The organism is Bradyrhizobium lablabi (genome assembly GCF_018131005.1).
In the GTDB taxonomy this organism is placed as follows: Bacteria; Pseudomonadota; Alphaproteobacteria; order Rhizobiales; family Xanthobacteraceae; genus Bradyrhizobium; species Bradyrhizobium lablabi_D.
In genome coordinates this window covers 166,401-188,318 of sequence record NZ_JAFCJK010000012.1, presented here as the reverse complement: position 1 = coordinate 188,318, position 21,918 = coordinate 166,401, and the positions used below count along the sequence as shown (strand labels likewise).

The following is a 21,918-nucleotide window of genomic DNA, read 5'->3' as shown; positions in this document are numbered from 1 at the left end:
AATCATACGAGTTCCAACACATCGGCTACCGGCAGGCGCGGCTTCTGCGCCCAGTTTCCCGGACGCTCGGGCCCCACGGACAACAGCATGACCGGCACTTCGTCCTCAGCCAGTCCGAACTCGCGGTGCACTGCTTCGGCATCGAAACCGATCATCGGCGTCGAACCCAGGCCTAGCGAGCGGGCCGCATAAATCATTGCCGCTGCGCCGAAGGTAGCGCTGCGTACCGCTTCGTCGCGCTGGCGCTGCGGGTACTCCATATACAGATCGCGTGCGGGAATCTCCCAATCCGGCACCATCTCTGCCGGCATGATGCCCGCTTTCACAAGCGGTGCCAGGCGGTGTGGTATTACGCTGGAGTCGGCCAACTGACCGCAGACGATGAAGGTAACGGCCGCTTCGGTGATCGCGGGCTGATTCCAGGCGATCGGACGTAGCCGAGCCTTGGCTTCAGGCGTGCGTACGGCGATGAAGCGCCAGTTCTGCAAGTGGAAGGATGTCGGCGCGGTGGTGCCGATTCGTACCAGCTCGCGGATTTGGTCGTCGCTCAAGGTGGCGGCAGTGTCGTAGTACTTAGCGGAGGTGCGGCTCAGGATACATTCGATTACGGCGTTGGTCATGGTGATTCCGTTAGTCGTCGTGATTGCCATGCGAAGCGATAGGTCGAGATTCACGAGTGCTTTCGCTGTCTTTGCTGAAATGCTGCAGGGATCGAGCCCGTTCGACGTCTCGCGCCAGGGGCCGTGGGCAGCTTCCCAGGTTGCCCCCGGCGTCTGATAGGACGCAGCCGGCCGCGTGCGTCGAAGGCGGGTGTCGTTCACGGACGAATGCGGATGATCGTCTTCCCGCTGATCCGCTTGGTCGGATTGAAAGCAGCGACGGCATCATCGAGGGACGCGACGTTGCCGATGTTCGTCTGCAGTCGTCCATCCCGCACCCGCTGGACGATCTCACCCAGTTGGGCACGATCGGACTCAACAACGAAGTCGACCGCGAGGCCGTCGGCCGGCCGCGCCTCGGGCGGCCCGACGATGGACACCAGTGTTCCTCCGGATCGAATCAGGCGCGCAGAACGCTTCCCGATGTCACCGCCGATGACATCGAACACCAGATCGACTCCTCCGACGTCATTGAGGACGTCGTTGTCGAGGTCGACGAACTCCTGCGCGCCGAAGTCGAGCGCCTTCTGACGATCGGCGGCACGTCCGGTGCCGATGACGTAGGCGCCGGCCAATCGTGCGAGTTGCGTCACCATCGACCCGACTGCGCCGGCCGCGCCGTGCGCGAGGACGCTCTGCCCCGCCCGAAGGCGGCCGTGCACCAACAGTCCCTGCCACGCAGTCAGGCCCGAGATTGGCAGGCTCGCGCCCACCGTGAAGTCGACCTCGCCCGGCAGTGGCGCGAGGTTGCGTGCCTCCATGGCTACATAGTCGGCCAGCGTGCCGTCGCGATACCAGTCGGCGAGGCCGAACACTCGCTGTCCCACCGACAGCCCCGTCGTGCCGTATCCGAGAGCGGTGACCACTCCGGCCAGCTCGTGCCCGGGGATCGACGGTGTTCGATCACGGTCGAGGCGATCGGTCCAGGTCGAGGGCCATTCCAGCTCAGTTGGAACGAATCCCGACGCATGAACCTGGACGATGACGTCGTTTATCGCCGCCTGCGGCTCGGGCCGCTTCACCAGCTTCATCCCGGCCGTTCCTGCCGCCTGGTCCGTCACGACGATTGCCTTCATCATCCACCTCCTTGTGTGTGGTATGTCGTCATCTTCTGAATTCACTTGCAGACCGTCGAAAATACGACCGTGAAACTCGATGGTCCAATGACCTGTGGCTATGGAATCGATGCCATCGACGCGGCCCGCAAAAATCAAAGCGCGTCAAACGCAGCAGTGAACCGGAGCGAATGCCCGCCCGATTTCTGGGCACTCAGGGACATCCAGAGTCACGGGTTTAGGAACTTGAGACCCCGCGGGCACGGCATGCCGCCGTGTCCCGGTGCAGTGATCGACGGCACAAGAAACACTCAATCCGGATCGATATACGGGATCTGGAGTTCAGCCAGATCATCCTCGTAGCTGGCGTGAGTGCTCGCGTTGTGGTCGGAAGTAGTGGCGTCCGGGCGTGAGTGAATATCCGCACTAATGCCGAGAATCTCGCCAACGGGGCAGAGGTTTGCGGCCTCCAGCAAGGTTGCGCGCTGTTGCGCGTCGAGTTCTCCCTCCAGCACGAGAGTGCGCTCGAACGAATCTCTTCCGCCCTGGGCGCCGTGGTGGAAGCTGACGCCGACTTGTACCCGCTCCAACGGAAGTTTTCGGCGTCGGGCATGAAAACGAACAGTCATAGCGGTGCATGCAGCGAGAGATGCGCTAAGAAGGTCGTAGGGATTGGGACCGGGGGATACGTGCCCGCCTCCATCTGGACCGCCGATAGGAAACTGGGATGCCTCGACATGACCAACCAGCGCGCCATGATCGGTGAGGTCGCTCGTGACGAAAACTTCTCGCAGCTTGGATGCCTTGTCCTGTGGCGTCATAGAGCGTCCTTCCATTGTGTTGAGCGTGTCATGTGAAGCGTGCGTCGCTAACTGCCATACCTTCGGTCTTGATCGATGTGGCATGAAACTCTGCCATTGGCGGCGATATTGGAATTCGTTCGACATATCAGCGCCGCATGCGCACCCAGCCCGTGCGTTTGATAATTAAATTCGGCGACCATTCGGGTAAAGCTATCATGTCCATAACCGATAGAAATGCTCCGTGACGTCAGCGGCGAGCCGCGATAGCTTGATTGCCGATTTGGCGGCTGAACGCGGCTTGGAAGTCTCTGCAGAATAAGAACGTCGGCTTCGAGTGCCGTGCGGCTCGTGGCGTTCCTCGCGACGGCATCACGCCGCGCGACGACCGGCAATAACGACCCTTTATCGACTCCATGGCGAGAGGTGATTTCCCTCGCCGGCGTTGCAAGGTCATTCTCCAAAACATCGTCGTGCCGAACGTGCCGTTCCGCGATCGAAAGCCCGAGGTCGGCGTCGGAACAGCGGTGCGAGTGATGCTGCAGCCTGTATCGAGACCGGCCGACGGCAACTGTGTCGATCTGTCCAATTCAATTGCAGCGTTCGGGGTCCTTGGGAGACGGAAGTGAGTACGACTAACAGAACGGTGCGTCGGGCTCCGGCGACCCGGCTCGATTGCGGTTTGCTTCGCCGCCTTGCACGATGCGACGGCGCACCGATTGGTATGCTGTTCGCGCTCGCGCTCGCCGGCTGCCAGGCGAAAGGGCAATCGCAGGCGGCCGCGCCTCCGCCGCCGGTGACGGTGGCCCAACCGGTCAAACGGACCGTCACCGACTGGGACGAGTTCACCGGCCGCTTCGAGGCGGTTGAAGAAGTCCAGGTCCGTGCCCGCGTCGGCGGCTATGTCACCAAGATCGAGTTCAAGGACGGCGACATCGTGCATGCCGGCGATCTGCTTTACATCATCGACCCGCGGCCGTTCGAGGCAGTGGCCGAGCAGGCCAATGGACAGCTTGCCGACGCCCGGGCAAAGACCGAGCTTGCCAGGCGCGAGCTCGATCGCGGCCTGAAGCTTGTCCAGACCAGCGCGGTCTCCGAACAGGTCGTCGACCAGCGCCGCCAGGCAATGCAGGCCGCGCGTGCCGCCGAGACTATCGCGGAAGGAGCACTTAAGGCGGCCCAGCTCAATGTCGAGTTCACCCACGTGGTCGCGCCGATCACGGGCCGCGTCAGCCGGCATCTCGTCAGTGTCGGAAACCTCGTCAGCGGCAGCGACAACGGCGCCTCGACATTGCTTACCACCATCGTCTCGCTCGATCCGATCTACATCTATTTCGACGTAGACGAAGCGACCTACCTCAAGAACAACAAGCTGTGGTTCGAGGGCAAGCGGCCAAGCTCGCGCGATACGCCCAATCCGGTGCAGGTGGCGCTGACTGGCGAGACCAAGCCCTCGCATGAAGGGCACATGGACTTCCTCGACAACCAGCTCGATACCTCGACCGGGACGCTGCGCAGCCGCGCGGTGATCGACAACCACGATCTTTCCATCCTGCCGGGCCAGTTCGCACGCGTGCGGCTGATCGGCTCTTCGCCCTATGAGGCGCTGCTGCTGCCGGATACTGCGATCGCGACCGACCAGTCGCGCAGGATCGTGTTCGTGGTCAAGGACGACAACACCGTGCAAGCGCGCGCGGTCGAACTCGGGCCGCTGGACGAAGGCTTGCGCGTGATCCGCACAGGCCTGAAGCCGGAGGATCGCATCATCATCGATGGCATCCAGCGCGCCCGCGTCGGCGCCAAGGTGAGCCCGCACAAGGGCGAGATCGGCGGCAAGAAGTCATGAATCTCGGACGCCTTTCCATCAATAAGCCCATCCTGGCGATGGTGCTGTCGATCGTGCTCCTGATCGTGGGCGCGCTCGCCTACCGAACGCTGCCAGTCGCCGAATATCCGGAGGTGGTTCCGCCGACCGTGGTGGTGACCGCGCAGTATCCGGGCGCTTCCGCGCAGACCATCTCCGACACCGTCGCGGCTCCGATCGAGCAGCAGATCAACGGCGTCGAGGACATGCTGTACATGTACAGCCAGGCGACCTCGAATGGCCAGCTCACCATCACCATCACCTTCAAGCTCGGCACCGATCTCGACAAGGCGCAGGTGCTGGTGCAGAACCGCGTCGCGATCGCGCAACCGCAATTGCCGGAAGAGGTGCAGCGCAACGGCGTCGTCACCAAGAAGAACTCGCCGGACATCCTGATGGTCGTGTTCATGCTGTCGGCGGACGATAGCCTCGACCAACTCTATATCTCCAACTACGCGCTGCTGCAGGTCCGCGACCAGCTTTTGCGGCTCGACGGCATCGGCGACATCCAGATCTTCGGCGCGCGCGATTATTCGATGCGGCTGTGGCTCGATCCCGACAAGATTTCGAATCTCGGCATGACCGCGAGCGATGTCGTCGCCGCGATCCGCGCCCAGAATCTGCAGATCACCGGCGGCCAGCTCGCAAGTCCGCCGATCGCCGACCGCGCCTTCCAGCCGAACCTGACCTTCACCGGACGGCTGAAGGATCCAGCCCAGTTCGAAAACATCGTCGTCAAGTCGGGCCAGGACGGCCGCATCGTGCGGCTGCACGACGTCGCGCGGATCGAACTCGGCGCGCTCGATTATTCCACGAACAGCTTCGAGCTGCGGAAGACCGCGGTCGCGATGCTGGTGACCCAGCGTCCCGGGTCGAATGCGCTTGCGACCGCAAAGGGCATCAAGGACACGATGGTCAAGTTGAAGGCGAGCTTCCCGAAAGGACTCGACTACGACATCGGCTACAACCCTACCGAGTTCATCCAGCAGTCCATAAGCGAGCTGATCAAGACCATCTATGAAGCGATGGCCCTGGTTGTCATCGTGGTGCTGGTGTTCCTGCAGGGCTGGCGACCGGCGATCATTCCGATCGTGGCGATCCCGGTTTCGCTGGTCGGCACGTTTGCCGCGATGGCCGCGCTCGGTTATGGCATCAATAATCTCACGCTGTTCGGCCTCGTGCTCGCGGTTGGTATCGTGGTCGACGATGCCATTGTCGTGGTCGAGAACGTCGAGCGGCACCTCGAGCAAGGCATGAGCCGGCGCGATGCGGCGCTGAAGACGATGGAGGAAGTCGGCGGCGCGTTGGTCTCGATCGCGCTTGTTTTGTGCGCGGTGTTCGTGCCGACCGCATTTCTCGGTGGCATCACCGGGCAGTTCTTCCAGCAATTTGCGGTGACGATCGCGGTCGCGACCGCGATCTCCTGCTTCTGCTCACTGACCTTGTCGCCGGCGCTGGCTTCGCAGATTCTCGTTCCGCACGAGGAGAAGCGGAAGCCTGCCGCCTGGAATCTGATCGGGCGCGGCTGGGAATGGTTCACCGGCCTGTTCAATCGCAGCTTTGACTGGCTGTCCAACAGCTATGCGGGCGTCGCCGGCTTCGTGATCCGGCATCGGGTTGTGATGCTCCTGCTCTACCTGGTGTTGATCGGCAGTGCCGGCTGGCTGCTTGCCACCACGCCGCAAGGCTACATTCCGGCGCAGGATCGTGGCTACGTGATCATATCCGCGCAGCTGCCGGGCGCGGCCTCGCTGGCGCGCACCACCGAGATCGTTCGCAGGATCGAGAGCATTGCGCTCGAGACGCCCGGAATCTCGCATATTGCCGTCTTTGCAGGCCTGTCGGGGGCGACCCGGACGCAGGCGAGTAATTCCGCGGCGCTGTTTCCAGTGTTCGAAGAGCCCGAACTGCGCCTCAAGAAGGGGCTGAACGCCCAGGTGATCACGGCAGATCTGCGCAAGCGGCTGTCTGCGATCGAAGGCGCGTTCATCATCGTGATTCCGCCGCCGCCCATACCCGGCATCGGGACCGGCGGTGGCTTTACTATGCGCATCCAGGACCGGCAGGGCCGGGGCCCTGAGCTGCTTGCGGCCGCCACAGACGAACTCGTCGCAGCGGCGCGCAAGTCGCCACTGCTCCTCGCCCCTACCGTGTTCTCGCCTTTCTCGGCCAACACGCCGCAGGTCTTCGTCGACATCGATCAAGTCAAGGCGCAGAAGCTCGGCGTGCCGATCCAGGGTATTACCGATACGATCCAGACCTATTTCGGCTCGACCTATGTCAACGACTTCAATCTGTTCGGCCGCACCTATCACGTCACCGCACAGGCCGACCTGCCGTTCCGGAAGGAGCGCCCTGATCTTGCGCGGCTGCGGACCCGCAACGCCAATGGCGACATGGTGATGCTCGGCGGCGTCGTCGATTTCAAGGACGTCTCGGGCCCCGACCGCGTGGCGCGTTACAATCTCTATCCGGCCGCTGAGCTACAGGGCGAAGCGTTGCCGGGCGTGAGTTCGGCCACCGCGATCAACGCCATGAAGAAGCTCGCTGACGAGACGCTGCCGAGCGGCTTCTCCTATGACTGGACCGACCTGTCCTATCAGCAGGTCAATGGCGCAAATGCCGGCCTCTTCGTGTTCCCGATCTGCGTGCTGTTCGTCTATCTGGTTCTGGCCGCGCAGTACGGGAGCTGGAGCTTGCCGTTCTCCGTTATCCTGATCGTACCGATGTGCCTGCTCGCCGCGACCGTCGGTGTGCGCATCATGCATCAGGACGTCGATATCCTGACCCAGATCGGCTTCATTGTGCTGGTAGGATTGGCGGCCAAGAACGCGATCTTGATCGTCGAGTTCGCGCGGGACATCGAAAATGAGGGCAAGCCGCGGCTGGAGGCCGTGATCGACGCGTGCAGGCTGCGGCTACGGCCGATCCTGATGACCTCGTTCGCCTTCATCCTCGGCGTGCTGCCGCTCGTCATCTCCACCGGCTCCGGATCGGAAATGCGCCAGGCGGTCGGCGTCGCCGTGTTCTTCGGCATGCTCGGTGTCACGCTGTTCGGCCTGATCTTCACGCCGATCTTCTATGTGGTGGTGCGCAACCTCGCGGAAGGCAGGAATGAGGGCAAGCCGACCCAGACGATGGCGGCCGCGGCGGAGTGAGTTGCGGTGACGCCGATGCGCGATGAAGCCGGAACACTATCTCCGTCACCCCGACAAGCGCCTCGATCGGCCAGTCTCCGAGAGTTGACCGCCGCGCGCTTTCTCTGCCGTGGGATGCGGCGATGGCGCTGGGCGAGTGAATGGAAATCATAACGACCCGGCATTTCTAATGGTTGGCGTGCCGGCATATCCTTTCTGTGCATCCAAACGGGCTGACCTGTGACAGTTGTGTGGAATGTTTGCCAGCATAGGACGGCGTGATTGTCCTGTTGAATGGCGGCACGTCCGCGTCACAAGGACCCGCTCAAGCAACCAATCGCGAAGGAGTTAGCGATGTCGTTCCGCTTCATCACCAAATCTATCCACGCCTACCTGATCGATTATCCGGTGGCGATCGTCCTGATCGCGGCGCCGTTCGTGCTGAAACTCGGCCAGAGCGGACCGGTCGCAATGTGGCTTTCGGTCGTTGCCGGTGTCGCCGCGCTGCTCTTGGCCGCCGTGACCGACCATCCCACCGGTCTCCTTCGGATCATCCCCTACTGGCTGCATCTTTGGGTCGATCGCGCCGTCGGGGTGGTGTTTGTTATCGCACCGTTTGCCTTCAAATTCGTTGGGATCGACGCCTGGTACTACTGGGTCCTCGCTGCCGCTGTGCTGCTCACGACGTCAGTTTTTAACGCGCCTGAGGAGCCAGTCGCGACGCGTTCGGGATTGGACACGCGCACAGCGGGTTAAAGGCGGCGCCGGGACTTCATGGCGAGAGGTGATTTCCTGCGCCGGCGTTGCAAGGTCACTCTCCAAAAGCAGGGTCCGATCAATCTCTGGATCAGGCGCCGCGATAGCGAGGTGCCGGCTACGGGCGTTGATTGAACGATAAAAATGGTGCGAAAGAGAAAGACACTGATGTCCCAGGAGAGGTATGACATTGTCATTGTTGGCGCGGGCGCGGCCGGCTGCGTCGTTGCGAGTTATCTGGCCGAACACACCGATGCGTCGATCGCGCTGATCGAAGCGGGCGACATGGATCGCGATCCATTCATCCACATTCCGGCAGGCTTCGCCAAACTGTTGGCCCACGACCGGCATGTCTGGAAATATGAGACGGTTCCCCAGCACGGCACCAAGCGAGCATATCGCTCAGGCAAGGTGCTCGGCGGCGGCTCCTCAATCAACGCGATGTGCTACGTCCGTGGTCAGATACGCGACTTCGCCGCGTGGCAGGACACGGTCGGCGACACTGGCAAATGGTCGTATGAAGATCTGCTTCCCGTCTTCATGGCGCAGGAAGACAACGACACCTTCCACGACGAATATCACGGCATAGATGGTGGTCTGGCGGTCCAGCTGCCCAAGGGCATCAATAAGCTGAACCAATATTGCCTCAAGGCATTCCAGGAATATGGGATTCCTTATAATCCCGACTATAACGGTAAAAGCCAGATCGGCGTCTCGCCGGTGCAGTCGACGGTCGGAGATCAGCGTCGGTGCAGCGCGGTCGACGCTTATCTGCGTCCGCACCTGACCTCGGGGCGCGTAACCGTTCTCACCGGCAAAGCCGTCGTTCGTATCCTCGTCGAGAACAAGCGGGCTGTCGGCGTTGAGTTCATGGACAAGAGCCTGGAGAGGATCGCGGCCGACGAGGTTGTGCTGTCGGCTGGCACCGTCCACAGCCCGACGATCCTCATGCACTCTGGCATCGGGCCAGCAGAGCAGCTGCGCCAGCACGGCATCGCGGTGATCGTCGATTCTCCGGAAGTGGGCGAAAATCTCCATGACCACCCGATGGTACCGGTTCGTGTCTATGTAAAGGGCGATCTCGGCTATCAGGCTGCCGCGCAAGGCCTCGGCAGCGTGAAGGCGGGCCTGCGTTATCTCGTCACCAAGGATGGCCCGGCGTCGGGCAATGGCATCGAGACGGTAACACACTGGAATCCGTCCGATTTCACCGCCGAACCCACGATCCAATGCTATCACGCTCCTATCGTCTTGACCGAGCAACTCGGCCCGGCGGGCGACCGCTCGGGCATCACCTTCGAACTCGTGGTCCTTCAGCCCAAGAGCCGTGGCTGGGTGCGGTTGGCCGACAGCGACCCGACGTCGATGCCCCTGATCAACCCGAACTTCATCGGCGAGGAGGAAGACTTGAGGGCCGCGGTGGAATCAGTGCGCGCGATCCGCAAGGTCATGGCCCAGGAGTCGTTGGCGACGGTGATCGAGGAGGAGATGGATCCCGGCCCCCACATCCAGTCGGACGCGGAGATCGGCGAATGGGTGAAGCGTGTCGTGACGACGATGTGGCATCCGGTCGGCACGTGCCGAATGGGCCAGGATGCGCGCTCGGTGGTCGATGCAAGGCTCAGGGTCCGCGGGGTTGACGGTCTCCGGGTGATCGACGCCTCGATCATGCCGAACATCACCAGCGGCAATACCAACGCCCCGACCCAGGCGCTTGCGCGCCACGCCGCGGCGATGCTGGTCGAGGATCTGAAGCGGCCCTAGGGAGTTCTGACGCAAGCCGGCGACAGCGATGGCCGCGGTCTCCGGCCCACGCCCGCCGGCGGCGCGGGAGGCGACCCCGCGAAGCTCGACTGCTGCCTACGCTCCCGCAAAATTCGTTCCACTTGCAACATCTCGCTTCAAGTTGGCTGCGGCGCAGCCGTAGCCCTCGGAAGCACCGTCAACGAAGTGCATGTGACTAGCTCGCGTGGATGATGGCCTCGGTACGCAGGGGGCGGTCCACTTCTTTCTTCAGGATCGTACCTCGTTCTCAGATATCCTTTTGGGCCTTGCCATCCTTGGCTATCCGCCGATAGTCGCTAGGATCCCGATTGTACGCCTTTCGAAAAGCTCGCACAAAACTTGAGCGGCTCCCGTACCCCGCATTAAGAGCAACGACGTCGATCGACATCGTCGTTGTCGTCAAATCGATCGCAGCCTGGCGCATTCTCAGGTCTCGCAAGATGACCATCGGGGATTGTCCAAAGATGTTCGAGAATCGCGCCATGAACGCCGAACGACTCAATCCTGCACTGTGTGCCAAGCTTTGAACTGAATGGGCTGCTCCTGGCCGCGCCACCATATCTGCAAAAGCACGAGTGACCTGCCTGTCAGCAAGTATCGAAAATCGCTCAGTCCACCGCTGCGATGACCTGAGGGACCGTCGCACCAACGAGACAATGATTTGCTTGAGCAGAGACGCCGTCATGGCTCCAACGCCCACCTCTTGCAGTAGCAGCTCGTCCATGGCCTCGCGAAGCTTCAGATCGATCTTGTCCGCTGGCTCGAACTGCTCGATCACAGGTTCGCGGAGCTCTCCGAACAGCTTCACAGACTGACCAAAGGAGGCGTTAAAAAAGCCGCATATCTGAACGATTTCGGGTTGCTCGTTTGGCACTGCGACGCGGAGGATGCCGTCCTGATGAGACCAGCAGTCTCTCGTAACGAGCTTCGGTCGGCCACTTCCACCGGCAACCTCGATCGTAAGCGGAGTGTTTGGCGGCACGATGATGAGCAAATGAGGTCTCAACGGTATCTCTGGTCCGCCGTTGATAGACATGCGTCCCACGCCACTCAAGTTGTAGTGGATCCCGGGTACGTCAATCATTCCAAATTCGACTCGATGGCCGCGCGGCAACACAAGCTCAGTCAGCGCGATGACATTGATGTCGAGCGCCTGCATCAAGTTGTTGAGGTCTGTTGTAGACAGTTTGACAGTGGAGGTCGCGGGCGGCGAAACGTTCTGCCCGACGAGAGCCTGCGTTGGAATCGTTTTCGAAGTGTGCATGACTGTGGTGGCCCCTTACTGCCTGGCTACCGGAGCCGATTGTGCTCCGAAGCATGTTTCTCCGAGGATCAGCGAGGGCGTCGCCAGGTTCCTTCGTACCACTCAATTTCGTCTCTTGCCATTAGACAAAATTAGGACCTGGAACGGACCAGGCCGTAATTGGGTTGCCGGCCCCTGCCCAGGAAGCCCACATGACAGCTTCGAAGCGGATCGGGTTTGCAACCCGAGACGGCCCTTCTGAGGTGTGACTTCTTCCGAGCGGAGAACGCGAACGCGCCCATGTCGTTATGCTCGGAGGCTCTAGTCCCGGACCGTCATCCCGTGCGCGCTGCGATGCGCGCGTGATGACGGGCAAGAACTAAGACGACGACTTCAGCGAATTTGCATCGATCGGCAGGCTGCGCACGCGCTTTCCGGTCGCGGCGAAGATCGCATTGGTCACTGCAGCACTGACAATGGCTGTCGGAGCTTCACCAACGCCGCCCGGAGCCTCTGCGTTCTTGATCAAGTGCGTCTCCACCACCGGAACCTCGTCGATACGCATCGGCAGATAGGTGTCGAAATTGCTTTGCTCGACGCGTCCATCCTTGAAGGTGATCGAGCCATGGAGCGCGGCGGTCAGCCCGAAAAGCGTTCCACCCTGAACCTGTGCTTCGATCGTATCGGGATTGACGTACATGCCGCAATCGATCGCACAGACGATCCGCTTGACTTTGACGGAGCCATCGACCGCCACTTCGACCTCGGCGACCTGCGACGTGTAGCTTCCATATGCGAATTGTACCGAAATCCCGCGGCCATGCCGCGCGGGAACGGGTGATCCCCACCCTGCCTTTTCCGCAGCAAGCGACAGAACAGCAAGCGCTCGCGGATTATGGCCAAGCAATCCCTTCCGATAAGCGAAGGGATCCTGCTTAGCGGCATGCGCGAGCTCATCCATGAAGCTTTCGACCACAAAAACATTGTGAGTTGGTCCGACACCGCGCCACCAGGACGTCCGGACACCAGGGGGCTCGACCCGGACAAAGTCGACATGGATATTGGGCAGTGCATAGGGCGGCTCGGCCGCCGCTTCTACGGCATCGGGGTCCAATCCGTCCTTGACGTAAGGGGGATAATAGCGAGCCATGACTGAGGAGCCGGCGATCCGATGTGTCCAGGCAACCGGCTTGCCGGCCGCATCAAGTCCGGCCGACAACCGATCCAGATAGTACGGCCGATACATATCGTGCCGGATGTCTTCCTCGCGGCTCCAGATCACTTTCACCGGGCCGTCAACGTGCTTGGCGATCTTGACGGCGAGGATCGTCCCATCGGCTTCCAGTCTTCGGCCGAAGCCGCCGCCAATCAGATGATTGTGAATCTTGATCGCATCCATTGGCAGGCCGGTGAGTTCGGCCACCTGAGACTGCGTGATCGTAGGCGCCTGTGTCCCGACCCAAATGTCGCAATGATCCTTCCGCAGATGAACGGTACAGTTCATCGGCTCCATGGCCGCATGGGCCAGGAAAGGCACCTGATAGATGGCGTCAACCCGTTGCGCTGCCTCCGCAAGTGCCTTCGCCACGTCACCGACATTGCGGGCAACCGCGCCCGGCTTTTTGGATTCCTCCTCCAATTGCTTGACGATATCGGCGTTGCTGACCTTGCCATTCGGCCCGTCGTCCCACGTAATGGCGGCGGCTTCGAGTCCCTTCTTCGCCGCACCCATGTGATCGGCCACCACGGCGACAGCTTCATCGATATTCACCACCTGCCGGACGCCCTTCACTGCCAGCGCGGCCTTCTCGTCCACCGTTTTCGCTTTGCCACCGAGCACGGGCGAAATAGCAACCGCTGCAACCTTCATGCTCGGCAGTCGCGTATCGATGCCGTAGAGCGCGCGCCCATCGACCTTTATTGCCGAGTCCACGCGCTTCGCACGCGTGCCGATCAGGGTGAAATCCTTCGGATCCTTTAGTTTGACGTTTGCCGCAGGCGGCACAGGTAATTTCGCAGCGGCCTTCGCAAGTTCGCCGTAGCTCAGATGCTTCGAGCCTGACGCATCGAACACGACGCCATCCTTGGCGCGGCAAGTCGCTGGATCGACATTCCAGCGCTTTGCGGCTGCCGCAATCAGGAGATTGCGACCTACCGCCCCCGCCTGCCGCAGCGGTATCCAGAAGGCGCGGACAGATGCGGAACCACCTGTATTCTGAATGCCTATGATCGCGTTGGCGTAAAGTGCATGATTGGGCGGCGCATGCTGAACCTGAATCTGGTCAAGCTTCACTTCCAGTTCTTCAGCAAGAAGCATCGAGAGCGACGTGTAAACCCCCTGTCCCATCTCGATCATCGGAATGACCAGGGTCACGGCGCCGCTTGGATCGATCCGTATGAATCCGTTCGGCGCGAAAGTGCCCGTGATCTCGCTTTCGACCACCTGCGATGCAGGCGCCGCAAAGACGGACTCCATGGTCGCACCGGTCAACGCAAAGCCAAGCAGCAGACCTGTGCCCTGTAGAAAGGCACGCCGCGACATCGCTGTTTGGCCCGCGACCTGATCTTTCAGAATAAGCTCACCCATGAATCTCAAACTCCCGCAGCGTGCTTGATCGCAGCGCGGATGCGGTGATAGGTGCCGCATCGGCAGACATTGCCCGACATGGCCGCATCGATGTCGTTATCGCTCGGCTTCGGCGTGTCCTTTAGCAGAGCCGCTGCCGACATGATCTGCCCGGACTGGCAGTAGCCGCACTGCACCACCTCCAGCTCCAGCCACGCCTTCTGCAAGGCCGCGCCCTGCGGGACCTGGCCGATCGCCTCGATCGTGGTGACCGCGCTGTCGCCAACGCTGTCGACCGTTGTCTGGCAGGAGCGGACCGCTTGGCCGTCGACATGCACGGTGCAGGCGCCGCACAGCGCCTGGCCGCAACCGAACTTGGTGCCGGTCATGCCAAGCACATCGCGCAGCACCCACAGCAGCGGGGCGTCGCCGTCGACATCGACCTCATGGGGTGTGCCGTTGATCTTTAACGTGAAAGCCATGGATGCCTCTTGAGCGCCTTGGGAGAGAGCGGCGAGCCGACGAGTACCCACCCCTTGAAATTCTTCGGTGGGATCAAGTTGCCCAAAGCGGCATACTCGGGGAGATAGCGCGTCCTCGTCGGTGTGCTGACGTCATCGGATTCGGGCTGAAGTTGCGCCGGGCTCTACTCGATGAGATCTGCGACAATGCTACCCATTGATCGCAGCGCGGGACGGACTTTGCCAATAGCCGGCATGTATAGTTTCCATAGCAGGGAGGAATACCGCTGCGACCGTCTTCTTATGATCCGGGACGGCAGCACGACGAGAACCGAGCATTCCTGCAAAGCGTCCGCATCGAACTCGAGACGAGCGTCTTCGGATTGATCTGCGAAGCCACGGCGTGGCCGGGCTGCATTCCCGATCCATCTTGAGTTCCGTTGTCGGGCGTGTGAATGCAGTTGGTCAGTATGCGCAAGCTGCAGGCTGACTGCATCAGTGATGATCTCAATCCGTCTTCCGGTGTCCAGGCGTGGTTGTCGCCTTCGATTTGAAAGCTCCTCGTTCATCTAAGCCAAGGCTTATGCGGCGCAACTACAGCGCTACAAGAAACGTCCTTCGCACAATGGAAGGTCGATCAGCCGAACTGTAACTCTCCTCGCAACCACTCGCTGCATGGAGTTCGCTCGTGAGGAGAATCGCTGTTCTCATCGCTTCTGCCGTGATCAATGTATCCACGATTTCCGCGGTTGCGGCTGAATGCACCTCAAAGAAGGAATTCTGCACGCGCCGGGCGGCAGTACAAGGCGAATCAGCCAGTGCCGTCTCTAAGGAGAAGACCTGTCGCGCCTACGCCGCCTCTTTCTATGAGTCGGTGACGTTGCGGCAGATGGCTGCCCAGCGCGTCGATGGCGCGGGGGTTCTCGCTGCTCTCGATTCCGTCATCAACGCCGTCAACGATCTGTTGGCTACGAAGTGCGGCGGTTGAGCCTCAAAATCCACGTCGAATGCCAACTCACGAGGTCCGCTGTGATCCTGCTTCCTCTCATGACCACCTGGATGTGGTTTCAAATCTTCAGAGCATCACCGCTTCCGGCTTTCGTGCCGCGACGTCGAGGACAGCAGTAGCGCTGAAGGCTCGCCACTACCCGCCCATTTGAAGGAGGCTGAATATGACCCAGGTCTACTTCCACTGCTCCAACACGAAGAAAGTTTTCGTCGATCATCGCGGCGCTCTGGTGGATGATCTTGTTGAGGCGCGCGATCACGCGGCCCGCGTCGTGCAATCCTTCACCAGCGAGCGTAGCCTCGACGATTGGCGTGACTGGGTCCTGCATGTCAATGACGATCAGGGCGACGAGCTCTTCGTTGTGCCCTTCACGTTCGTGCTCGGTAAGCCCCATTGACGATGTATCGATAGACGACAGCGAGGTTGCCGTCTCTTAGGTCGCTCTCATAACAAATGGGGGCGGCGCACCGGCATACGCATTCGCCAGGATTTGCCGAGATTTGCATTTCTTCATCCGCGCGACGCTCTTTCCTGTTGCCTCGGCGAACGCCGACAGTTTCGCAAGTGCTTGGCCCCGGCGCCCCTCCCGTCGCCGCGGCTCACTGCGGCCGGTCCTTTCCCCGAGGACCGGCCGCCCTTTCACGCTTGACGGGGCGACAGCGCCGGATGGCAGCGGGCACGCCGTGCCCAGCGAGACGCACATTTGTGCCTGTCATGGTGGGCGATCCGGAGAAGTGCAAGGAAGCGAGCGATCTCCTGCTCGCCGAGCACGGCATCTATGTCCAGCCGATCGACTACCTGACCGTCCCTCGCGGCACCGAAGGGCTGCGCATCAAGCCAACGTTCCATCATGATGACGCATTGATCGATGCGCTCGCTAAAGCGCTGTTGAGGTATCGGAGCGTCTTGGATTGCCGCAGCAATGCCATGTGGTCGCGGCGGCCGAGTGATCGCATCACGCTTGTCAGTGATTGGTGCCGAGATTGAGTTCGTTGCTCAACGGTGATGTTCGGCAAAGTTCCCGCCCCGCAACGGTAGCGGACCTCGGATGCGCCAACGGATGTGGAACGAGGGTGCGAAGCCCTCCCGCTCCGCCATCGGTTCGGGGCGGTGAAGAAGTGCTTCGTCACGCGGGCTTTTTTCGAGCCGCCTTTTTTTGCCGGGAGAGCACCACGGTGGAGCACCGAGGCGGATCTGCCATGGCTTCCTGTAAGCCGACTTTGTGCCCAAAAAAACGTCTCGCGATCGCCGGGCGAGCGAAGGCGTGCTCCAGGAACCCCGTTTGCTTCGTCGCCAGCAGGCAGAATGAGTGGCACTTGTCAGGAAGCGAGATGCTCAAACCAGTCGCCTCTTAACTGCGCATTTACCATAACGCCCCATCCTGTGCTCCATTGTTTATTCGCGGCGGGGCTGATTTGCATGGCGCATCGCGGTTTCAGGGCATCGAATGCCGAGAATGTCTTTGGACTTCCACGGTTGCCTTCACCCAACACAGGTGTTCAGGCTCTCGATCTCGTCTATCAGGCGGCGGAGGTGTTCCGCAGCATCGAAGCGAAAGCTCGCGACACAGAGCTGCGCGTGGAGGCCGCCGAGCGGGCACAACGCGAGCTTATCGCCAACACCGAACGCAAGCTGAAGGACGCTACCAGGGCTCTGGAAGAGGCCCAGAAGCGCTTCGAAGCTCAGCAGGAAGCGCTGACGGCGATCGAGCGTCGTGCTCAGGCCGCCGAAGACGAGGCTCGCGAAGCAAGGCAGACACTGGCGCTTGTCGAGGAAGCCATTCGGAGGCGGCTGCTGTTCACGAGCGGCGAGGCGGATGGCAGGATGACGGCGGTCGCCTGACGTTGATCGGTACACGACACGTCGGGAAGGCGGTGCGCTCGTGCGCCTTTCAATGCCCGGTGTCGAAGCGGCGGCGGCCGATGACGCGGTCGGCGCTCTAAGATTGTCGGACGTTGTTCGACGGCCAACGGCGACGAGATGGTTCGTTCAACCGCCTGAACTTCTGGGACTCGGACGACAGTTCAGGTCGAAGGCACGATCAGGCCGACCCTCATATCTCTGGCGACGTAGACGCATGAGTCATCGGCGAGCACGCGGCCGTCTGCAATTCCTAGAACCAGTTTGCCGCGCCTCACCTGGCGCATGTCAACCTGATAGCGCACGCGTCTGACGTCTGGCGTGATGTGCCCTCTGAACTTCACCTCGCCAACGCCGACTGCGCGGCCTTTGCCCGGCGAGCCCGACCAGCCAAGCCAATAGCCGACCATCTGCCACATGGCGTCCAAGCCCAGACATCCCGGCATCACCGGGTCGCCTGAGAAATGGCACTGAAAGAACCAAAGGCTCGGCGCAATGTCCAACTCGCCGACGATATGGCCCTTTCCGTATTCGCCGCCGTCCATGCTGATCTCTGTGATGCGGTCCATCATCAGCATGGGCGGTGCCGGCAACTGTGCGTTGCCTGGGCCGAAATAGCCTCCTTCGCTTGATTTGAGCAGGTCTTCCTTTGTGTAGGACGACTGCGGCGTGTGAAAATCGCGTGGGTTTGGCAAGACAACAAGGCCTTTGATGGCGGGCAGTTGGCGCTGGAACGTGAGTTAGAATGGTGTCTAAACCAGATATTTCAACTACAATGAGAGCTGCCAGCGTTGTCCGAACGGTGCGCGCCATTTTATTAAACGACTTCAACAGGATAAGTCGGCAGCAATCCGCCGGCTTGAGGCTGGCGAATTCCAAGGCGATCGCAAAAAGCTTCAGGGCATGAAGAAAATGAATGGCATTCCGATTTCCCGCCTGCCGCCGCCCGCACTGGCCTCGGCGTTGGGCCTCGCCGGAGGAGGTTCCCTGCGCTCGTGCCTTGCGGACGGAGCCTGTCGGACGGGGGGTGCTTGACGCACCTTCCGCTTCTCACATTCATTGTCGTCGTTGAGGAACGAACCCGCGGCGCAAGTAATCTTGCTGCAGCGATCGCCGTCACGTTTGAAACCGGATTTGCAAATCAGCGGACAAACCCGCGACGACTTGAGCTTGATCCCATCGAGCGCATCGACGCTTGCGAGTCTCACATCGAATTTGGAGCCGGCGTGCTGGTTGAACAGCTCCAGCGAACGCCGTGACTCCGCATTCCATTCCCCATTGATCGATCCAGTGAAGCAGCCAACCCGGCGTAACTCGGTCTGGATCGATCTTGCAAGTTCGGCCTGCGATGGCGGCGCTGGTGCTTGCGGATCGGGCAGCGCGGCGGTTTTTGTGTCCGCTTTCGTCTCCTGCTGCCTTTCTGGCGCAACTGGTGCGACGTTTTTCGCGGCAGCAGCACTTTCGATCGCGACACGCCTCTGCTCGGCCTGAGCGGCTTGTTCTTGCGCGGCTTCCTTGGCCTTCTCGGCGGCGACACGAGCTTCTTCGGCAGCTTTCAGCTCCGAGGCCGCCTTGGCGAGCTTTGTCTGTTGAGCGCCCTCGTTGGCGAGCCGCTCCTGCTCCTGCTGGGCCAGGCGCGCTTTCTCGGTCGCAGCGACGCGCGTCTCTTCGGCGGCAATTTTGGCGAGCTGAAGTTTGGCCAGATTTGCGTAGTAGCCGTCCGGATACTGGGCGAGGAAGAAGTTCAATGCATCCTTGTTGCCGATCTGCAGCGCGAGTTCGTAATCGTGCCGGATGTCGGCCCGCGCCACCGCCGATGAGGCCGTTTCCTTGGAAGCCACTTCCTTCGAAGCCGTTTCCTTGGAGGCCGTTTCCTTGGCCGGCACCAGCGGCACATCTTCGCCGCCAAGCGTCCCGTAGACATACGGTTCCTGCCGATTGCCGGTGGCTTTCATGACGTCGTCGCGGACGAAGCCAAATACCCTGCGCAAGTCCAGGCCCGGAGTGGCAATATATTTGACCAGTGCGGTAGCATAGGGACTGTTCTTGCTGTTGCCGTCAGATGCCGTCGAGCCAGCCTTGGCGGCGTAGGCGACCAAGGTGTTTGATGTTGCCGGCTCTATTCTGGCGAGGCCCCGACTCATCGCCCGCGAGCCGACCGTTCGCTTCATCTTCTCGGCGAAAGGATTGTTGCGGCACGCATCGACGATCACAAGTCGCAGCTGTTTTGCCGGTTCAATAGCCAACAGAACGCGATCGAGCGAAAGCGCCTCGTCGTAGACGTCCGTATCGCGCTCAAGCCTGGCATCCGTCGGGATCAGGTAATTCGAACCTTCCAGCTCAATGCCATGACCTGCGTAATAGACTACGGCGACATCAGCGTCGCGAACCCGGTCGGCGAAATCGCGAAGTGTGCGCCGCATGTCGGCCGCCTCGAGATCGAGATGGGTTTCGACCACATCGAATCCCGCGTTCTTCAGTGTCGCATCGACGATTGCAGCGTCATTGGCCGGATTCAGGAGAAGCGCTGCGTTCTTGTAAGTGGAATTGCCAATGACGAGCGCCACACGATTCCCGGCCCAAGCCGGCTGGCAGAGCAGCAGCAGCGCGGCGGCAAAGAGCAACAATCGGCGCAATTTCATAAATCCATACAAATTCATGACGGTACGACTGTTTATGGCCGCTTATAGCACACCGGCCGGCATAACAGAAGCGGTTCCCATTGCCGCGCCGATTGTCGACACCTGTCCTGTGTACCACTTGGGAATGAACAAGTGTGTGCGGTAGTTCACGATCGAAGTCGGCGATGGGCAACCGCCGCAAGTGCCAAACTCTACGGCCTCCCCGCCAGAGCCGGGGCCGCCGCCTTGCCCGCTGCAGCCCGGACTTGTGCCAGCCTTTGCTCCAAGGCTAACCACGGACCGGCCTGTCTCTTGAAGAGAACACCACTTCTGTATTCTATTGGCCTGATGGAGCCGCCCTAAGGTACCCTACGCGGGCACCGCGAGATATCAGTACCATGGCTGACGTAAAGCTCGCTCAGGCAACGGGCAAGGACAGCATGGCCGATTGCCGCGCCAATCTTTGGCTGGATTGGGCTTCCAGAGCAGCAATCGTCGTCGTTTATGGCGGCTTTGCCCTTATCGGCGCCGCCAGCCTTCCTCATCTGCTGCCACTCGACAGCGTCAACAAGCTTCTGGTGATCGCGGCGAGCATTGCTAACGTCCTGTTCCTGGGCTTGGTTGCGCTGACAGCCATTACTCGGCTGGTCCCAATACGGAAGTCGAAGGGTATCGAGCCGCGGCTCTCGGCCTTGCTAGGCACGTTCTTGAGCATAGCGCTTGCTTTTCTTCCGAGGGCGGAGCTCGGCCCTATCTGGTCGGCTCTGTCCACGACGTTGATCCTGGTAGGCACCTCGCTTTCTTTCGTGGTGCTCCGCTGGTTGGGCAAATCCTTCAGCATACTGGCCGAGGCAAGGCGCCTGGTGACAGAAGGGCCCTATCGAATCGTCCGGCATCCGCTATACCTCTGTGAGGGAGTAGCCTTGATCGGTGTGACGCTGCAGGTGCTTTCGCCGCCTGCCGTGCTCATCGCCGTTGCGATTGTGCTGGTTCAATGGCGGCGAATGGTCAACGAAGAAGCGATTCTGAAGCGGGCTTTTCCTGAATATCGCGCCTACGCCGCGAATACGTCTTTTCTGATCCCCACAAAACTTGGCCGGCTGTTTGCAGGTTCGAACCCGCCTTAGAAGCACGATCCGGAAAAGCGTGGGGCGGTATAGGAGACCCTCGCAGATGAAGTCTCCTGCGAGGGAAACGAATTCCTAAAAGGATGAGACCGCCCGAAGGCGGTCCCTGTGCGACTCTCATGAGCTGGATCAGGCCATCCTGAGCGCGTTACGACGGCTATGCGCGATAAAGCCGATGCCGGCAAAGCCGAGGATCAGCATGGCCCAGGTGGAGGGCTCCGGCACCGCCGCAACGCTGTCGTTGAATCCGGTCACAAGACCCTGGTTCCATTCGTACGGATAGGCCGAGAAGCGCGAATTGGTCGTTCCAACGTTGCTGTCGCTGTCCAGATAGAGAGTGTTGCCGTTGGACAGGCCAAACTCCCTGACCGTCAGCATCAGGTAGCCCTTCGTCGGATCGTAATTGAATGACGTTGAAAGGTTGAAGTCCAGCCGGCCATCTGAAACGGCCGGTGCGCTTCCGCTGAACACGTTAGTGAAGGTTGCGTCCGGAAAAGCAAAGGCGCCGGTATCGAACGTGCTGATGTTGGTCGTGTTCGGAACGTATGAAAGATAGATGTCAAACGTGCCGGTCCGCGCAGTGCCGCCAGGAAACAGCGAGTTATAGAATGTGATTTCGTTGATGTTGATCGAGGAGCTGAAGCTGCTCGAATTGTAGATCTGTTGATAGTAATAGCCGCCGACATTATTTCCGAAGGGAATACCGTTGCTGCTATCGGCATTGCCTATGACAAGAGCTGCAGCGGGAGAACAAGCAAACTTCAGAGCTGCCACTGCGACAGCTGCCCTCAACATGAATTTCATTGATGCCCCATACCAGTTGCTGGATCAATTTTGATCCTTATTTAACGGTCGGAGGTGTTGCATGGCTCTGTTACAGAGAGGTGACCTGAGAGCCATCGCGCAGGGCCGAGGACAAAACGTCGCAGGGGCAGCTCTGAATCTTCTTATCGGCAGGAGAGTTCAGGGCATCGA

Annotated in this window: 17 protein-coding genes and 2 pseudogenes; 9 read left to right on the top strand and 10 right to left on the bottom strand. The window is 60.6% G+C overall.

The genetic code is table 11. From position 1 onward, the window contains the following. Positions 1 to 2: 2 nt before the first annotated feature. The 3 genes from JQ553_RS29690 to JQ553_RS29680 form a co-directional block, all read right to left on the bottom strand. Complete coding sequence (locus JQ553_RS29690) at positions 3 to 650, bottom strand: nitroreductase family protein (protein WP_409363099.1); 648 nt, start codon at positions 648 to 650, stop codon at positions 3 to 5. A gap of 167 nt (positions 651 to 817) precedes the next feature. Next, positions 818 to 1,735, bottom strand: a complete 918-nt coding sequence (locus JQ553_RS29685; RefSeq protein WP_212503600.1) for an NADP-dependent oxidoreductase — start codon at positions 1,733 to 1,735, stop codon at positions 818 to 820. A gap of 290 nt (positions 1,736 to 2,025) precedes the next feature. After that, positions 2,026 to 2,535: an OsmC family protein gene (locus JQ553_RS29680; RefSeq protein WP_212503599.1), complete on the bottom strand. Its 510-nt coding sequence runs from the start codon at positions 2,533 to 2,535 to the stop codon at positions 2,026 to 2,028. 661 nt (positions 2,536 to 3,196) lie between these two features. Between JQ553_RS29680 and JQ553_RS29675 the strand changes: the two genes are divergently transcribed. From JQ553_RS29675 to JQ553_RS29660, 4 genes are all read left to right on the top strand, one after another. After that, positions 3,197 to 4,360 (top strand): efflux RND transporter periplasmic adaptor subunit, encoded by a 1,164-nt coding sequence (locus JQ553_RS29675; RefSeq protein WP_409363098.1) that lies wholly within the window; start codon positions 3,197 to 3,199, stop codon positions 4,358 to 4,360. Continuing rightward, on the top strand, positions 4,357 to 7,536 hold the full coding sequence (locus JQ553_RS29670) for an efflux RND transporter permease subunit (RefSeq protein ID WP_212503598.1): 3,180 nt from the start codon (positions 4,357 to 4,359) through the stop codon (positions 7,534 to 7,536). The genes JQ553_RS29675 and JQ553_RS29670 overlap by 4 nt, the downstream gene beginning before the upstream one ends. Before the next feature lie 333 nt (positions 7,537 to 7,869). Then, positions 7,870 to 8,271: a hypothetical protein gene (locus JQ553_RS29665; RefSeq protein WP_212503597.1), complete on the top strand. Its 402-nt coding sequence runs from the start codon at positions 7,870 to 7,872 to the stop codon at positions 8,269 to 8,271. Between the two features lie 168 nt (positions 8,272 to 8,439). Next, a complete protein-coding gene (locus JQ553_RS29660; RefSeq protein ID WP_249144661.1) occupies positions 8,440 to 10,035 on the top strand; it encodes a GMC family oxidoreductase in 1,596 nt (531 codons plus the stop codon). A 96-nt stretch (positions 10,036 to 10,131) separates the two neighbouring features. On the opposite strand, the pseudogene JQ553_RS35365 reads toward JQ553_RS29660, so the two are convergent. From JQ553_RS35365 to JQ553_RS29640, 4 genes and pseudogenes are all read right to left on the bottom strand, one after another. Beyond that, positions 10,132 to 10,236: pseudogene (locus JQ553_RS35365) on the bottom strand (hypothetical protein); the annotation flags it as partial. A gap of 67 nt (positions 10,237 to 10,303) precedes the next feature. Continuing rightward, positions 10,304 to 11,320 (bottom strand): helix-turn-helix transcriptional regulator, encoded by a 1,017-nt coding sequence (locus JQ553_RS29650; RefSeq protein WP_212503594.1) that lies wholly within the window; start codon positions 11,318 to 11,320, stop codon positions 10,304 to 10,306. A gap of 358 nt (positions 11,321 to 11,678) precedes the next feature. Continuing rightward, a complete protein-coding gene (locus JQ553_RS29645; protein WP_212503593.1) occupies positions 11,679 to 13,886 on the bottom strand; it encodes a xanthine dehydrogenase family protein molybdopterin-binding subunit in 2,208 nt (735 codons plus the stop codon). Positions 13,887 to 13,891: 5 nt separating this feature from the next. Continuing rightward, positions 13,892 to 14,347: a (2Fe-2S)-binding protein gene (locus tag JQ553_RS29640; protein ID WP_212503592.1), complete on the bottom strand. Its 456-nt coding sequence runs from the start codon at positions 14,345 to 14,347 to the stop codon at positions 13,892 to 13,894. Positions 14,348 to 15,014: 667 nt separating this feature from the next. Between JQ553_RS29640 and JQ553_RS29635 the strand changes: the two genes are divergently transcribed. From JQ553_RS29635 to JQ553_RS29620, 4 genes and pseudogenes are all read left to right on the top strand, one after another. Continuing rightward, positions 15,015 to 15,314, top strand: coding sequence for a hypothetical protein (locus tag JQ553_RS29635; RefSeq protein WP_212503591.1), 300 nt, complete (start codon positions 15,015 to 15,017; stop codon positions 15,312 to 15,314). Positions 15,315 to 15,498: 184 nt separating this feature from the next. Continuing rightward, positions 15,499 to 15,732 carry a DUF6894 family protein gene (locus JQ553_RS29630; protein ID WP_212503590.1) on the top strand — a complete coding sequence of 78 codons (234 nt, stop codon included), beginning with the start codon at positions 15,499 to 15,501 and terminating at the stop codon, positions 15,730 to 15,732. Positions 15,733 to 15,788: 56 nt separating this feature from the next. Then, a pseudogene (locus JQ553_RS35360) lies at positions 15,789 to 16,285 on the top strand (aminotransferase class I/II-fold pyridoxal phosphate-dependent enzyme). 469 nt (positions 16,286 to 16,754) lie between these two features. Next, positions 16,755 to 17,177, top strand: coding sequence for a hypothetical protein (locus tag JQ553_RS29620; RefSeq protein WP_249144660.1), 423 nt, complete (start codon positions 16,755 to 16,757; stop codon positions 17,175 to 17,177). A 182-nt stretch (positions 17,178 to 17,359) separates the two neighbouring features. On the opposite strand, the gene fabA is transcribed toward JQ553_RS29620, so the two are convergent. Together fabA and JQ553_RS29610 are read right to left on the bottom strand one after the other, a co-directional pair. Further along, a complete protein-coding gene (gene fabA / locus JQ553_RS29615; protein WP_212503589.1) occupies positions 17,360 to 17,890 on the bottom strand; it encodes a bifunctional 3-hydroxydecanoyl-ACP dehydratase/trans-2-decenoyl-ACP isomerase in 531 nt (176 codons plus the stop codon). 201 nt (positions 17,891 to 18,091) lie between these two features. Further along, on the bottom strand, positions 18,092 to 19,855 hold the full coding sequence (locus JQ553_RS29610; RefSeq protein WP_212503588.1) for a caspase family protein: 1,764 nt from the start codon (positions 19,853 to 19,855) through the stop codon (positions 18,092 to 18,094). Positions 19,856 to 20,214: 359 nt separating this feature from the next. On the opposite strand from JQ553_RS29610, the gene JQ553_RS29605 reads away from it, so the two are divergent. Beyond that, the gene (locus JQ553_RS29605; protein WP_212503587.1) at positions 20,215 to 20,943 is read left to right on the top strand and encodes an isoprenylcysteine carboxylmethyltransferase family protein; all 729 of its coding nucleotides are present in this window, start codon (positions 20,215 to 20,217) and stop codon (positions 20,941 to 20,943) included. Positions 20,944 to 21,072: 129 nt separating this feature from the next. Here JQ553_RS29605 and JQ553_RS29600 read toward each other — a convergent pair whose 3' ends face one another. After that, positions 21,073 to 21,747, bottom strand: a complete 675-nt coding sequence (locus tag JQ553_RS29600) for a PEPxxWA-CTERM sorting domain-containing protein (RefSeq protein ID WP_212503586.1) — start codon at positions 21,745 to 21,747, stop codon at positions 21,073 to 21,075. Between the last annotated feature and the right edge of the window lie 171 nt (positions 21,748 to 21,918).

Bases quoted from the DNA above. Each gene is read 5' to 3' on its own strand.
- JQ553_RS29685 (WP_212503600.1), bottom strand. From the start codon at position 1,735: ATGAAGGCAATCGTCGTGACGGACCAGGCGGCAGGAACGGCCGGGATG.
- JQ553_RS29630 (WP_212503590.1), top strand. From the start codon at position 15,499: ATGACCCAGGTCTACTTCCACTGCTCCAACACGAAGAAAGTTTTCGTC.
- JQ553_RS29665 (WP_212503597.1), top strand. From the start codon at position 7,870: ATGTCGTTCCGCTTCATCACCAAATCTATCCACGCCTACCTGATCGAT.
- JQ553_RS29645 (WP_212503593.1), bottom strand. From the start codon at position 13,886: ATGGGTGAGCTTATTCTGAAAGATCAGGTCGCGGGCCAAACAGCGATG.
- JQ553_RS29690 (WP_409363099.1), bottom strand. From the start codon at position 650: ATGGCAATCACGACGACTAACGGAATCACCATGACCAACGCCGTAATC.
- JQ553_RS29660 (WP_249144661.1), top strand. From the start codon at position 8,440: ATGTCCCAGGAGAGGTATGACATTGTCATTGTTGGCGCGGGCGCGGCC.
- JQ553_RS29610 (WP_212503588.1), bottom strand. From the start codon at position 19,855: ATGAATTTGTATGGATTTATGAAATTGCGCCGATTGTTGCTCTTTGCC.
- JQ553_RS29640 (WP_212503592.1), bottom strand. From the start codon at position 14,347: ATGGCTTTCACGTTAAAGATCAACGGCACACCCCATGAGGTCGATGTC.
- JQ553_RS29600 (WP_212503586.1), bottom strand. From the start codon at position 21,747: ATGAAATTCATGTTGAGGGCAGCTGTCGCAGTGGCAGCTCTGAAGTTT.
- JQ553_RS29670 (WP_212503598.1), top strand. From the start codon at position 4,357: ATGAATCTCGGACGCCTTTCCATCAATAAGCCCATCCTGGCGATGGTG.
- JQ553_RS29650 (WP_212503594.1), bottom strand. From the start codon at position 11,320: ATGCACACTTCGAAAACGATTCCAACGCAGGCTCTCGTCGGGCAGAAC.
- JQ553_RS29680 (WP_212503599.1), bottom strand. From the start codon at position 2,535: ATGACGCCACAGGACAAGGCATCCAAGCTGCGAGAAGTTTTCGTCACG.
- JQ553_RS29605 (WP_212503587.1), top strand. From the start codon at position 20,215: ATGGCTGACGTAAAGCTCGCTCAGGCAACGGGCAAGGACAGCATGGCC.
- JQ553_RS29620 (WP_249144660.1), top strand. From the start codon at position 16,755: ATGGCGCATCGCGGTTTCAGGGCATCGAATGCCGAGAATGTCTTTGGA.